Source organism: Pseudovibrio flavus, from assembly GCF_009711345.1.
GTDB lineage: Bacteria > Pseudomonadota > Alphaproteobacteria > Rhizobiales > Stappiaceae > Pseudovibrio > Pseudovibrio flavus.
In genome coordinates, this window is sequence record NZ_SMMA01000055.1 from 88,697 (window position 1) to 102,949 (window position 14,253).

The following is a 14,253-nucleotide window of genomic DNA, read 5'->3' on the forward strand; positions in this document are numbered from 1 at the left end:
GATCGTCGAAAACACAAAAGAAATCCACGATTTTACTTCGCAGAAGCGCACATTTTGCTTTTACTTTGCCATCAGCAGTAAGTCGTAGTTTCGATTTTTCATTTGACGAGAGCAGGCTATTTGCAATAGCCCTGTCTGTGGGACACCCCTCCCCAACGAGGGGCGCCTATCTGAGAGGGTAGTTACATGATGAATATTGCGTTGCCGAGCATTAAACCGGCAAACCCTAACTTTTCTTCGGGCCCATGTGCGAAGCGTCCGGGTTGGACCCCTGCCGCGTTGGCAGATGCACCATTGGGCCGTTCCCACCGTGCTAAAATCGGTAAATCCAAGCTTGCAGAAGCTATTGATCTGACACGCGAAGTGCTTCAGGTGCCTGCGGATTATCGCATTGGTATCGTACCAGCATCCGACACAGGCGCTGTTGAGATGGCTCTGTGGTCTCTGCTTGGCGCACGTCCAGTCGACATGCTTGCTTGGGAAAGCTTCGGCTCTGGCTGGGTGACCGACGTTGTAAAGCAGCTTAAGCTTGCTGATGCACGTGTGATGGAAGCAGGTTACGGCGAATTGCCAAACCTTGCTGATGTGAATTTCGATCACGACGTTGTCTTTACTTGGAACGGCACGACCTCTGGCGTCCGCGTTCCTAATGCAGACTGGATTGCGGCAGACCGTGCCGGCTTGACCATCTGCGATGCAACCTCTGCCGCTTTTGCGCAGGACCTCGATTTTGCAAAGCTGGACGTTGTGACGTTCTCTTGGCAGAAGGTTCTGGGCGGCGAAGGTGCTCACGGCGTGATCATTCTTTCTCCTCGTGCTGTTGAGCGTCTCGAAAGCTACGTTCCAGCATGGCCAATGCCAAAAATCTTCCGTCTGACTAAAGGCGGCAAGCTGATTGAAGGCATCTTCCGTGGTGAAACCATCAACACCCCATCCATGCTCTGCGTGGAAGACTATCTGGACGCTCTTAAGTGGTCCAAGTCTTTGGGCGGCTTGACGGCGCTCTGTGCCCGTGCTGATGCAAACGTTGCTGTTCTTACCAAATGGGTTGAGGAAACGAGTTGGGTCGATTTCCTTGCTGTAGATGCTGCAACCCGTTCGAACACATCTGTTTGCCTGAAGATCGTTGATCCGGCTATCGCCGCATTGGACGATAAGGCACAGGCAGCTTTCGCAAAAGCAATGGTCGCTGCGCTGGATGCACAGGGTGTTGCTTATGACATCGGCGCTTACCGTGATGCTCCATCCGGCCTTCGTATCTGGGCTGGCGCAACGGTTGAAACCGCTGATCTCGAAGCGCTTGTTCCTTGGCTGAACTGGGCATTCGAAACCGCGAAAGCCGAACTGGCAACCGCCTGATCTATCACTCTATTTAGAGTTTACGCGAAGACTCCGGTCGCACTTTTGTGACCGGCCTCCCATCTGCACATATTGAGACGAGGAAGAGTCCGATGGCACCTAAAGTTCTTATTTCCGATAGCCTTTCCCCAGCAGCTGTTCAGATCTTCAAAGATTACGGCTGTGAAGTTGATTTCTTGCCAGAAGTTGGCAAGGACAAAGAAAAACTACGCGAGATCATTGGCCAGTACGACGGTCTTGCAATTCGCTCGGCAACAAAAGTAACCGAGAAGATTATCGAAGCGACTGATCGCCTGAAAGTCGTCGGCCGCGCTGGTATTGGTGTCGATAACGTCGATATCCCTGCCGCGACTGCCAAGGGTATCGTTGTCATGAACACTCCGTTCGGCAACGCGATCACTACCGCTGAGCATGCCATTTCCATGATGTTTGCTGTTGCGCGCCAGATTCCGGCTGCCGACGTTTCCACGCAAGCTGGTAAATGGGAAAAATCGAAGTTCATGGGTACCGAAATCACCGGTAAGACCCTTGGCTTGATCGGCTGCGGCAATATTGGTTCCATCGTTGCTGACCGTGCTCGCGGCCTGAAGATGAAGGTTGTTGCTTTCGATCCGTTCCTGTCTCAGGAACGTGCTGTAGAGCTCGGCATCGAAAAGGCTGAACTGGATACTCTTTTTGCCAAGGCTGATTTCATCACCCTTCACACGCCTCTGACCGACAAAACCCGCAACATCATCGATGAAGATGCAATCGGGAAGATGAAAGATGGTGTTTACATCATCAACTGTGCTCGCGGTGGTCTGGTCAATGAAGCGGCTCTGCGTACTGCGCTCGATAGCGGCAAAGTCGGCGGCGCTGCAATGGACGTATTTGCGGTTGAGCCTGCAAAAGAAAACCCACTCTTTGGCGCTCCTAACCTGATTTGTACGCCTCACCTTGGTGCGTCTACAACTGAAGCGCAGGAAAACGTTGCTCTGCAGGTTGCCGAGCAGATGGCTGATTACCTCGTGAATGGTGCGGTTTCCAACGCTCTGAACATGCCTTCCATCACTGCGGAAGAAGCTCCGAAGCTTACACCGTTTGTGAAGCTTGCCGAACAGCTTGGTTCGTTCGCAGGTCAGGCAACTGAATCCGGCATCAAAGCAATTCGCCTTGAATATGAAGGTGATGTTGCTGAGATGAACGTGAAGGCTCTTACCGCAGCAGCTCTTACCGGTGTTCTTCGTCCTCTGCTTCAGACCGTGAATATGGTGTCTGCTCCTGCAATGGCTAAAGAGCGCGGTATTCAGATTGAAGACGTTCGCCGTGAGCAGCAGGGTGTATATGAAAACTACATCCGCCTGACTGTTGTGACTGACCGTCAGGAGCGCTCTGTCGCAGGTACCGTATTCAGCGATGGCAAGCCGCGTATCATCCAGATCAAAGGCATCAACATGGAGGCCGAACTGGGCCAGAACATGCTGTATGTCACCAACGATGATAAGCCGGGCTTCATCGGTCAGTTGGGTTCTATCCTGGGTTCTGCAGGCGTGAACATCGCGACATTTAACCTTGGCCGTAAGGCAGAAGGTGAGCAGGCGATCTGCTTGTGCGAAGTCGATGGAGAAATTCCTGCTGAGGTTCTTGAAAAGATCGAGAAGATTGACCAAGTAAACCAAGTCAAGCAGATGAAATTCTAACAAGTCCTCCCAAACTTGTGATCGGAAAGGCGGCTTCTGGAAAAGGAGCCGCCTTTTTTGTTGTCCAATTTCTGTTGTTCTAGCTCTGGCGAAGGACGCGAGTGCGCAGGAAATCAACGATACGTCCATCAATGAGGAGTAGCGCGAGCATAATGAGCGCAATGCCGGTCCACTGGTTGAGGGCGAGGCGTTCGTCCAAGAAGGCTGTGCCTAGCAAAATAGCGCTCACGGGAACCAAGAAGGTTACGAGGGACGTATTGGTTGAGCCACCCATGGAGATAAGGCGGAAGAAGATAAGATAAGCAAGTGCGGTCGAGATGACAGCTAGCGCTGCAATCGCGCCCCAGATCTCCCAAGAGATGTTCGTTGCAACAGCGATGTCGCCCCCGAGCAAAACGATAGGAAGCAGGATGAGGGTAGAGCTGGTCAGTTGACCAATGGCAAGCGTTAGTGGAGGGACGTTCGCCATGCGCCGGATGAAGATGAAGGCCGTTGCATATGAAAGTGCAGCGCCCAAGCAGGCAAGCTGAGGTAACACGGTATCGGATGATCCTGTGAAGGCGTCTACGCCGGTCATCACGGCCACGCCCAATACGCCAAGGAATGCCGCACCTAACTTTAGCGGTGTCAGCTTTTCGTTAGATGTGAAGAGCTGTGCCAAAACCATGGTAAATACTGGCGTGAAGGCGTTGAGCACTGACGCCAAGCCAGCCCCAATGGACTGTTGCCCCCAAAACAATAAGCCGAAAGGAATGACGTTGTTGAGCATTCCCAGCACCAGAAAATTTGGAAGAATTGCGAGGGTGAGCCCGAGTGCACTGCCGCGCAGGGCTACAATCATCCAAAGGCAGACCCCGGCAATAGAGACCCTGAAGAACACCAGCAGGATAGGCGGCACCTCGGAGACCGAGAGTTTGGCCAGAAAGAACGCTCCACCCCAGATGAAGGCGAGGAAGCTCAACAATAGCCAGAACTGGAGGGTGGGCTTGTTTTGGGGCATTGCTTACAAACTCGATAGCTAAGGCATACTCGGGCCTTGGAAAGGTCCTTGGTTTTGTGGGAAAATACGTAAAGTTGCAACCCGAAAAGCGATTGCCGCCTCTAAATTGTTCTGCGAGGAAATAATGCAGGCAAGTAGGTCAAAAAACCTCAGATGAAAGACTCGTCAACTGCGTACTATGGTACTATAAGGCTATCGTAACTGCCCCGGTTCACGACCGGGGTTTCACGTGTTTATTCGCGGTATTGCTTCTCACGCAAACCGCAAGATCGACCTGAAAAATTTAAACTGGTTGAACTCCGCCACAGGAGGGCGAAGAATCATGGCCAATGTTGTCGTTGTCGGTTCCCAATGGGGCGATGAAGGTAAAGGCAAAATTGTAGACTGGCTGTCTGAGCAAGCCGATGTCATCGTCCGTTTCCAGGGCGGCCATAATGCGGGCCATACGCTTGTTATCGATGGAACAAGCTACAAGCTTTCTCTGCTGCCTTCCGGCGTCGTACGCGGCAAACTCTCCGTTATCGGTAACGGCGTAGTTGTTGACCCGCACCACCTGATTAAGGAAATCGCGACTTTGAAAGAGCAGGGCGTAGAGATTACCCCTGAGATCCTGCGTGTTGCTGACAACGCGACCCTGATCCTTTCTCTGCACCGTGAGCTGGATGCTCTGCGCGAAAACGCAAGCTCTGCTGAAAACCGCATCGGTACCACCAAGCGCGGTATCGGCCCTGCATACGAAGATAAGGTTGGCCGCCGCGCTATCCGCGTTATGGATCTGGCAAACCTTGAAACTCTTCCAGGCAAGATCGAACGCATGCTGACCCACCACAACGCGCTTCTGCGTGGCCTTGGTGAGAAGGAAATCTCTGCGGACGATATCTATAACGAACTGGCAAGCGTTGCTAACCAGATCCTGCCATTCATGGACAAGAGCTGGTACCTGTTGGATCAGGCACGTCGTGAAGGCAAGCGTTTGTTGTTTGAAGGTGCGCAGGGCGCTCTTCTGGATAACGACCACGGTACCTATCCGTTCGTGACTTCTTCCAACACCGTTGCTGGTCAGGCTGCAACCGGCTGTGGTCTTGGTCCTAACTCCGTTGATTATGTTCTGGGTATTACCAAGGCTTACACCACTCGCGTTGGTGAAGGTCCATTCCCTACAGAACAGACCAACGAGATCGGCCAGTTCCTAGGCACTCGTGGCCATGAATTCGGTACTGTTACCGGTCGTAGCCGCCGTTGTGGCTGGTTTGATGCGGTCATCGTTCGCCAGACCGTTTGCACCAGCGGTATCAGCGGGATTGCGCTTACCAAACTTGACGTTTTAGATGGTCTGGATGAGATTAAGATCTGTGTGGGCTACGAACTGGATGGTAAGCGGATTGACTATCTGCCAGCCTCTCAGGGTGCACAGGCTCGGGTTGTTCCTATCTATGAAACACTCCCGGGTTGGAAAGAATCCACAAAGGGCGCACGCAGCTGGGCAGAATTGCCTGCACAGGCTGTAAAGTATGTGCGTCATGTTGAGGAACTGATTGGTGCACCGGTTGCGTTGCTCTCGACCAGTCCGGAAAGAGACGATACGATTCTCGTACAAAATCCTTTCCAGGACTGAGAGTTAGCACCATACCTTTAGGGGGTTTAATTCATCGATGGCGGACTATTATTCCGTTCTAAAGAAAGCTGTTGCAGGGCTTCAAGAAAATACAGGCTCAGCTCGCCGGGCAGTGTACCAGCGGGCGCGGACAGCAATTGTCAAGCAGCTCAAGAACTATGATCCGCCGTTAACGCCGACCCAGATCACCGATGAACAGCTTAAGCTTGAAGAGGCAATACGTAAGGTAGAAGCCGAATCAGCAAGAGAGTCTCTTGGTCTGGGTTCAGCACCCGAAGAAGGTACTGGAGCCGCTACGAAAGCGGCTACTGCATCACAATCCCCAGAAGTTACAAGTTCGCAGAAGGCTCCTGCACAGCCTGCGCCTTCTGCACCTGCCAGTGAGCCTGCCGCGAATAACACTCTTAAAGATGCTATCCGTGATGCGGGCACTCTAGGCGGCGCTGCGCATGACGCGCGCCAGAAAGCTCAGCAGCAACTGCCAGAAACCCAGAGCGAGCGTAAAGAGCCAATTGCCGATATGCAGGCGGTTTCTGCTAAAGCGCCTCTGGCTTCTGAGAAGACTGCAAAAGCTCCAGCAAAAGATGATTGGGTACCAGGTGAAACCCGCCGCGCCAAGCTGAAAACTGACGGTGATGGCGGCGCGAAAATCGATGCGCCTGCAATGGGTGCTGCGCCAGCGCCTGCCAGTGCTCCGGTTTCTGGTCCTATGGATGAAGGGTTGAAGCCTTCGCGTATGCCTATGATGATTACGAGCCTTGTGGTTCTGATCTTCTTGGGTCTGGGCGGCTACGCTCTTTATTCTCAGAAAGATGATTTCGCTGCGTTGTTCGATAGCTTCATTGCTTCTGAAGAACAACAGCCTGCGGAAACGCAGCAGCCAGCAGAAAAAGAGCCTGAGCCATCCAAGAAAAACAGCGATCGCTTGCTCAATGAAGATGGTGCGCAGGTAGCGCCGGATGCTAAGTCGGTTCAGGTGACGCGTATTGGTTCTGGCGAAAGCAAACCTACAGTTTCCGAACCAAGACCGGTAGAGCCTGCTGAAGGTGTTGTGCGTAATGTGACGCCGTCTTCCGCGATTAACGCTGAAGCGCCTCCGGTTGAAGAAACTGTAAGCGTACAGACGAATTCTATTCGTCCAGCAGAGAGCATTCCGGCAAAACCGGAAGGTGCAGCTGTTGCTCAGCAGAGTATTCTTTATGAAGAATCTGCGACGCCGGGTTCATCTGGAACGGCCACGCAGGGCCGTGTAGTTTGGCGCCTGAATAAAGGCGACAGCACAGGTGATATCGTACAAGCTGAAGTTTCCCTGCCTGACCGCAATATGAAGATTAATTTGTCTCTTGAGCCTAATACCGACAACGGTATGCCTGCGTCTCATCTGGTGAAGATCCGCTTTGAACTGCCAGCCACCTTTAGTGGACGCGGTATTGCAAACGTTGCCGGCCTGATCATGAAGACCTCAGAGCAGGCGCGTGGTGATGCGTTGCTCGGAGCGTCGGTTCAGGTGACAGACGAAGAGGCATGGATTGCTCTATCTGATGTTGAAGGTGACCGCACAATCAACATGGAGCGCCTGAAAGATCGTGAGTGGATCGACATTCCGCTTCTGTATTCCGATGGGAAGCGAGCCATCCTAACGCTTGAAAAGGGCGTTCAGGGTAACAAGGTTCTCGCCTCTGCCATGGAGACATGGAACTAAGTTCCAAGCGGTTCAAATTTAAAGCGCCCTTCATGGGCGCTTTTTTTGTTTGCAGGTTTGTTTGACAAAGGGCTTGCACTTCTAAGCAAAACCAACCATTCTCCCGTCAGTCCGAGGGGTGCTTAGCAAGCTGAGATGGTGAAAGCCGAACCCTTTGAACCTGATCCGGGTAATTCCGGCGAAGGGACAGGAACCTGAGCCATACTTCCCGGATCTTCCTAAGACGGTCACTAAGTCAGGGAGATCCAAATCTGATGCTTTCGTGCAAACGAATTGCTTTTTGCCATAGCCATTTCAGTTGTTTACTGAAAGGCGCAGTTGTCGTGCACATTTCAACACGGGCAGGGCAGTGATGGTAGATCTCTTTTTCCGTATCTTGAGAATAGCTGCTGGCCTGAGCCTTTTTGTAGGGCTTTGGGGCGGCGTTGTTTGGCTATTCGAGCTGCCTGGATACCTGCTTCCTGGTCCGGTTGCTGTGTATGATGCACTTGTAAGGCAGTGGTCGTTTTTGCTCTATCATGCCTCCATTACCGCAGGTGAAACCGTGCTTGGTTTCTTCTTCGGTGTTTTGGCAGGTGTTTTTTTGGCGTTGGTCCTGAGCATTTCTGAAAATGCGCGGCGCTTTCTTCTTCCTCCAATAACTGCCACCCAGTCACTCCCAGTTTTCGCAATCGCGCCATTGCTGGTTTTGTGGTTCGGGTTTGGGCTGACATCCAAAATCGTTATGGCCGTTCTAGTGATCTTCTTCTCGGTCACGTCAACGTTTCATGATGGTTTGCGGCGAACTGATCCGGCCTTTCTGGACCTTGCACAGCTCTACGGTATGTCACGATGGCAAACACTGCGATACGTGCGCATTCCATATGCATTGCCAGCGCTCTGCTCTGGCTTACGCATTGCAGCGGTGTTTGCGCCCATCGGTGCTGTGGTCGGTGAGTGGGTCGGGGCCAAAGGTGGTCTTGCCTTCATAATGTTGCAGGCCAATGCACGCATGCAGACGGCAACCATGTTTGCCGCCTTGTTGCTGCTTGCCGTCATGGTCTTGAGCCTGCGAGCCATCGTTGAAGTTGCTACCCGCAAGCTCGTTTATTGGCAGGAAGAAAACTGATTTTTCAAACTAGGGGATGATATTCATGAGTAAGCTTCTTGGTGCCGTAACCGGCCTTGCTCTTCTTGCTGGTACTGTTAACGCAGTCGCAAATGAGAAAATGACCATTTTGCTGGACTGGTTCGTAAATCCGGATCATGCGCCACTGGTTGTGGCGCAAGCTCGCGGCTTTTTTGAAAAGCAGGGCCTTGATGTGGAGTTGATCGAGCCTGCGGACCCTGCAATGCCGCCTCGCCTTGTCGCTGCAGGGCAGGGCGAAGTTGCAATTTCCTACCAACCGGTTTTGCATGCGCAGGTGGATGAAGGTCTTCCGGTGGCTCGTATCGGTACACTGGTTGCGACGCCGCTTAACACATTGATTGTTAAAGCTGATGGTCCGATCAAAGAACTGTCAGACCTCAAGGACAAACGCATCGGCTTCTCTGTTTCGGGTTTTGAAGACGCGATGCTGGGCCAGATGCTCAAGCAGAGCGGCCTGTCACTCGATGATGTTGAACTGATCAACGTGAACTTTGCGCTCTCTCAGAGCCTGTTGGCTGATCAAGTTGATGCAATCATTGGTGGTTATCGCAACTTTGAACTGACCCAGCTTGAGCTGGAAGGTGGTAAGGGCAAGGCATTCTTCCCGGAAGAAAACGGCGTACCAGCTTATGACGAACTGCTTTACATCGCCCACAAAGACAAGCTGGATGACCCGCGCCTGAAGAAGTTCCTTGCTGCTATTGAAGCTGCGACTGTTTACCTGCTGAACCACCCAGAAGACTCTTGGGCTGCTTTCCTCGAACAGTATCCGCATCTTGATGATGAGCTGAACCGCCGCGCTTGGAAAGATACTCTGCCGCGCTTTGCTGCACGTCCTGCTGCGATGGACACAGGTCGCTACGAGCGCTTTGCGGACTTCCTTTTGAACAAAGGCTTGATCAAAAAGGAAACGCCAGTAGAGCAGTATGCAGTAGAGCTGCGCTAGTCGGCTGACTACTCTTGAATTTGCCAAAGGCCGCGGTGAGAGCGCTAACTCCATCGCGGCTTTTGTTTATTCGGCGGCGACCGCTTGATTTTCCGCATTCTCCTGCAGCGCCATGACATGTTCTTGGAGAGCTTCGTAAAACTCTTCAAGTTCTGCGCCTGCTACACTTTTGCATTCTTCCAGAAGCTTTTCAGCCGCCTCTGCATCCGTTTCAAACAGGGCTGCAAGGAGCTGCTTGTGGGTTCTCTTTAGCTTCAAGAAGCTTTCAGAAAATGCCATGGAAGCATCACCGATAAGGGCGTAGTGCTGATGCTTTTCCGTCTCTGGCCCATAATACAGCTCAAGATAGGCGAACTCTGAGGCTTCTTCCTTCGTTTTAACGGTCACCAAAACTGGATACCGAACAACTTCACATAGATCAGTTGCTTTCGTTGCCTGCTTCGGGGCTGGGCCAACGGCAGCATATTGGAAGCGCCTGCGTGGTCCAACATTACCAACGGTTGCTTCTCCAGACGCCAAGGTGATCGCGATCTTTAGCTGCTGTTCTTCAAAGCCTCGTGCCTTGAAATGGAACATGTCGCGGGCGTTATAACGCTCTATCAGGCGGCGCAGTTCGAGAGCGGTTTTACATGCAACAGCAGCATGGCGTGCTTCTTCCTGCGGTGCATTCCAGAATGCAGTTAGCCCTTTGGGGTTGAGGAAGCCGACCGTGCCGTTGTTGACCTGAATCTCGTCACTAAGAGCATTGGAAAGTATACGGCAAAGCGAAACGAGCTGTGTTCCAGAATGGGTCTCGAACAGGCTGTCAAAGCCGACGATCTGTGCTCGTAGTGCTGTAATCTCCGTCTCCTGTCCTTCAAGTGCCAGCTGTTCCGGCTTACTAGCAATACTTGAAAGGGCGCGAGGGGCGACGAAGCCAGCCATCGCAGCCGATAATTTGGCCTTGTTCCTGCGGTTCGTTGCGATGCGTATTGTCGTGAAGATGAAGAAAACTAAAAATGCGGTAGCTGCAGCGTACGATATATCGAATATCCGAGGCCCTGAGGCAAACTCCCATGCTGCCCAGCCGGTAAGGATCAGGGTTGCTCCGCTGAACACCACAAGCCCCTTAAAGCTTCCATAGCTGAAGGCTGTCATAAGCACGAGTAGGCCCAAAGCAGCTGTAATCAGAAGCTCTGCCCGCTCTGCCCAGAGGGGCTTTTCCAAGAACGCAGATTGTAGGAACTGCTCCACTGCAAGGGCGTGAATGTGAGTTGGGTGACCTTGATGGCCAACAAACACAACTGCACCCTTAAGTGCGTTAGCCAAATCACTATCTACAAGGGTTGCAGCACTAGCAGAGCGAACAGATAGCACCTGATGGTCAAACTGTTCGGATCTATAGAGAATGATCTTTCCTGTTTCCGTAAAGAACTCTTCTGGCTGTTCCTTCAGTGGCGGCACTAATTTTCGGCCATCGTCATTTCCCAGCGTGCTGATGACAGTTGAGACAATGCCGTGGGACGGAAAGAGCGGGTCCTGTGTCGAAACAGAGTAGAACAAGCCGTCGTTGTCTATAGCAAAAGCAGGCTGACGGGCTACCGCACGGGCATAAATGGAGAACTTTTCTAGAGGTGCGCTGTACGTGGTCGAGCCACCCGGCGACGGTTTAGAATACTGGGTGAGAACGGTTGGTATGGTTCTCAGTGTTTCCGCAAGGATGTCATCATGATCGGGAAGAGGGGTGTTTAGCCCTACAGAAGCGGTATTGCCGCGATACGCCTTATAAAGCTGCGGATTCTGGCTTGGAGAAGAAGAGTCCGACTGCGACAAGTCAATGTCTAGCACCACGAGCGCGGGATCATATTTGCCCAGTTCGCTCAGAAGAGCCGCTATTTCGGCGCGGTTCCAAGGCAGCGCTTCGTCCTGTCTGTTTTCCAGCAGGATTGTGAAAGCTTTCTGCTTAGGTTCAGCTCGCGGCCAAACCTTTTGCATGGTGCTTAGAGCAGGCTGGCTGATAATCTCGGCATACTGAGGATAAGCAGCCTTGAAGGCTACAAGAAAGACTAAAACCACCAACGCAACAACAAAGGAAAAGGCTTTCCTATGCTGAAGCAACCGCCCCGAGCTGGCCATAACGCACCCCTGATATGTGTTTAGGGGTTTTTTGTTGGTTTTATGCCTCCCCCTCCGTCAATCAGTATGAGAGAGGGGAAAGCTGAGAACAAGCCCTACGACAACTCAGGTTTGAATTAATATTGATATAATCACCGAGTTTCGATTGCTAGTGGCTGACCTTGGCGGGAATTTGCGGCCTCTACGACAGCTTGCTGAACCTTCTCGAAAGCTCGAACTTCAATCTGTCGAACACGTTCGCGGCTCACGCCGAATTCTGCGGAAAGTTCTTCTAATGTCACAGGATTTTCTGAGAGTCTGCGTGCCATGAAGATACGGCGCTCACGGTCATTGAGAACCTCCATAGCGTCTTTCAGCATGTCTCTGCGGCTGTCGAACTCCTCCTGTTCTGCAAGGGTGGTTTCTTGCGTGTCAGAATGGTCAACAAGCCAGTCTTGCCACTCGCCAGAGTCCCCTTCATCGGAGCGCAAAGGTGCGTTCAATGATGCATCACCGCTGAGGCGGCGATTCATTGTGATCACTTCATCTTCATTCACACCGAGGGTCGTCGCGATTTCTTTGACGTGTTCCGGCTTCATATCGCCATCATCCAGAGCCTGAATACGGCCCTTGAGACGGCGCAGGTTGAAGAACAGGCGCTTCTGGTTGGCCGTGGTGCCCATTTTTACCAGAGACCACGTTCGCAGAATGTATTCCTGAATAGAGGCTTTAATCCACCACATTGCGTAGGTGGCAAGGCGGAACCCTTTATCGGGCTCAAAACGCTTAACAGCCTGCATCAAGCCTACGTTACCCTCGGAGATAACTTCTCCAAGTGGTAGGCCATAACCACGGTACCCCATTGCGATTTTTGCGACGAGACGAAGGTGAGAATTCACAAGGCGTTCGGCAGCGCCAGCGTCTTCGTGCTCCTTAAACCGCTTGGCGAGCATGTACTCTTCCTGCGGTTGAAGCATAGGAAACTTGCGAATTTCATCGAGGTAACGGCTCAAGCCGTTCTCGTTGCTGGTAACAGCAGGTATGTTCCGGGCCATTTATGCACCCCTCTAGCTGTAAGTGTTCCCCGCTCCCAAAGCCAGAGCAACAGGCAAACACAAGTCTTGGCGCCTCGCCCCTCGAGCACGCCAAGTCTTTCATATGGGTTCATTGTGGCGAAAACGCTACCGCATTGCGTGGATTTTTTGCCTAAATTTTTCGTAATGATTGCAAAATGCTTGCGAAGTCCTCGGGCAATTCAGATTCAAACCGCATAACTTCGCCAGTTCTTGGGTGCTCAAAAGCAAGCAATCCGGCGTGTAGAGCCTGTCGTTTGAAGTCGGCCACTTGAGATTTCAAGGGCTCTTCAAATCTGTTGAATTTCGATTTGTAGCCTGCGCCGTAGTCCATATCCCCAAGAAGAGGATGGCCAATATGGGACATGTGCACACGAATCTGGTGCGTGCGACCTGTCTCCAAACGGCACTCAATCAAGCTGGCAACGGGTTCTGCATCTTCTGGACCAAAGCGCTCCAAAATTTGCCAGTGGGTGATTGCATGACGGCCAGCGGTTTTAACCACTGCGATCTTCTGGCGGTTGGCGGTAGAGCGGGCAAGGTTTGCATCCACCGTTCCGCGCAGAGATGAAGGAGCACTCCAGACGATAGCCTTATACGCTCTTTCCAGCGGTCCTGTACGGCCATGATCTGCGAACTGCGCAGCCAAGCCATTGTGCGCCATGTCGTTTTTAGCAACGACGAGCAGGCCGGTGGTGTCTTTATCCAAACGGTGCACGATGCCGGGACGCTTAACCCCGCCAATACCGGAAAGAGATGCGCCGCAATGATGAATCAGTGCATTAACCAGTGTGCCTGTGCTATTGCCTGCTCCCGGGTGAACAACAAGACCTGCTGGCTTGTTAATGACGATGAGGTCTTCATCTTCAAAAACAATGTCTAGCGGAATGTTCTCGGCCTGTGGTTCTGCCGGCTCTGCCTCTGGAACAGTGAGGGTAATCGTCTCACCTTCGTTGACCCGTGTTTTCGGCTCCACTATTTTGCGGCCACCTATGAATACATGTCCGGCTTTAATGAGTGCCTGTAGGCGGTTTCGGCTGAATTCATTTAAATGGCCTGCGAGAAATGCATCAATGCGATTTCCTGCATAGGCACCATCAACGATGATCGTTGCTTGCTCTTGGGCAATGTCATCATTATCTACCGGCGAGACGCCAACTGGAGACTTTTCGTTCATGCGTGATCCTGTTCATGACAGCAACTCCCCTCAAGAGGAGCAGCCACTTGATCCTGCCGTGCTTCGGGTTCAGCAGAAAATGCGTGGCCTGCTCATGGGGTCGAGCCTTATCATGGTTATTGGCCTTGTAGCCGTCTTTGCTGCCATCTTTTACAAGCTGAGCGCCAATAGTTCCAATATCTCTGCTGATAATATTGCAGCGACTGTGGCAATTGGCGAAAACGCTCGCGTTCTAAGCGTTTCTATGCATGAAGGGCAGATCGTTGCATTGATTAATGAAAATGATGCACAGGCGCTTGTGTATATTGACCCTGTGACGGGCAAAATTTTGGGCCGAACCAACTTTATGGCAAGATAGTTTGGAAAAAGTGAGCTTCTTTTCAAAAGAGGGCTTGCCAAGCGAAGAGGAAGCCATTAAACCGCCCTTCATCGCGAACGCGACAGCTCAGGCGCCCATCGTCTAGCGGTTAGGACGCCGC

11 protein-coding genes and 1 riboswitch are annotated in these 14,253 nt (G+C 52.2%); of the genes, 7 read left to right on the plus strand and 4 right to left on the minus strand.

What is annotated here, in order from left to right; translation table 11 throughout:
* The first annotated feature begins 186 nt into the window (after positions 1-186).
* Complete coding sequence (locus tag E1162_RS05060; protein ID WP_155127758.1) at positions 187-1,359, plus strand: phosphoserine transaminase; 1,173 nt, start codon at positions 187-189, stop codon at positions 1,357-1,359.
* Between the two features lie 92 nt (positions 1,360-1,451).
* Entirely contained in the window at positions 1,452-3,038 is a 1,587-nt protein-coding gene (gene serA, locus E1162_RS05065) for a phosphoglycerate dehydrogenase (protein WP_155127761.1), read from the plus strand.
* Between the two features lie 79 nt (positions 3,039-3,117).
* Here the strand turns inward: serA and E1162_RS05070 are convergent, their stop codons facing one another.
* Positions 3,118-4,038, minus strand: coding sequence for a DMT family transporter (locus tag E1162_RS05070; RefSeq protein ID WP_155127764.1), 921 nt, complete (start codon positions 4,036-4,038; stop codon positions 3,118-3,120).
* 322 nt (positions 4,039-4,360) lie between these two features.
* Between E1162_RS05070 and E1162_RS05075 the strand changes: the two genes are divergently transcribed.
* The 4 genes from E1162_RS05075 (at position 4,361) to E1162_RS05090 (ending at position 9,430) form a co-directional block, all read left to right on the plus strand.
* Complete coding sequence (locus E1162_RS05075; RefSeq protein WP_155127767.1) at positions 4,361-5,653, plus strand: adenylosuccinate synthase; 1,293 nt, start codon at positions 4,361-4,363, stop codon at positions 5,651-5,653.
* Positions 5,654-5,690: 37 nt separating this feature from the next.
* Positions 5,691-7,355 carry a hypothetical protein gene (locus tag E1162_RS05080; protein ID WP_155127770.1) on the plus strand — a complete coding sequence of 555 codons (1,665 nt, stop codon included), beginning with the start codon at positions 5,691-5,693 and terminating at the stop codon, positions 7,353-7,355.
* A 104-nt stretch (positions 7,356-7,459) separates the two neighbouring features.
* Positions 7,460-7,560: riboswitch (TPP riboswitch) on the plus strand.
* A gap of 147 nt (positions 7,561-7,707) precedes the next feature.
* A complete protein-coding gene (locus tag E1162_RS05085; protein ID WP_155127773.1) occupies positions 7,708-8,463 on the plus strand; it encodes an ABC transporter permease in 756 nt (251 codons plus the stop codon).
* A 25-nt stretch (positions 8,464-8,488) separates the two neighbouring features.
* A complete protein-coding gene (locus tag E1162_RS05090; protein WP_155127776.1) occupies positions 8,489-9,430 on the plus strand; it encodes an ABC transporter substrate-binding protein in 942 nt (313 codons plus the stop codon).
* A 66-nt stretch (positions 9,431-9,496) separates the two neighbouring features.
* Here the strand turns inward: E1162_RS05090 and E1162_RS05095 are convergent, their stop codons facing one another.
* The 3 genes from E1162_RS05095 to E1162_RS05105 all read right to left on the minus strand — a co-directional run bounded on the left by E1162_RS05095 (position 9,497) and on the right by E1162_RS05105 (position 13,774).
* Positions 9,497-11,545, minus strand: a complete 2,049-nt coding sequence (locus E1162_RS05095) for a CHASE2 domain-containing protein (protein WP_155127779.1) — start codon at positions 11,543-11,545, stop codon at positions 9,497-9,499.
* 131 nt (positions 11,546-11,676) lie between these two features.
* Positions 11,677-12,579 (minus strand): RNA polymerase sigma factor RpoH, encoded by a 903-nt coding sequence (gene rpoH, locus E1162_RS05100; RefSeq protein ID WP_155127782.1) that lies wholly within the window; start codon positions 12,577-12,579, stop codon positions 11,677-11,679.
* A gap of 151 nt (positions 12,580-12,730) precedes the next feature.
* Complete coding sequence (locus E1162_RS05105) at positions 12,731-13,774, minus strand: RluA family pseudouridine synthase (RefSeq protein ID WP_155127785.1); 1,044 nt, start codon at positions 13,772-13,774, stop codon at positions 12,731-12,733.
* Here E1162_RS05105 and E1162_RS05110 point away from each other — a divergent pair.
* Complete coding sequence (locus E1162_RS05110) at positions 13,773-14,132, plus strand: PepSY-associated transmembrane domain-containing protein (protein ID WP_155127788.1); 360 nt, start codon at positions 13,773-13,775, stop codon at positions 14,130-14,132. The genes E1162_RS05105 and E1162_RS05110 overlap by 2 nt on opposite strands.
* Positions 14,133-14,253: the final 121 nt, after the last annotated feature.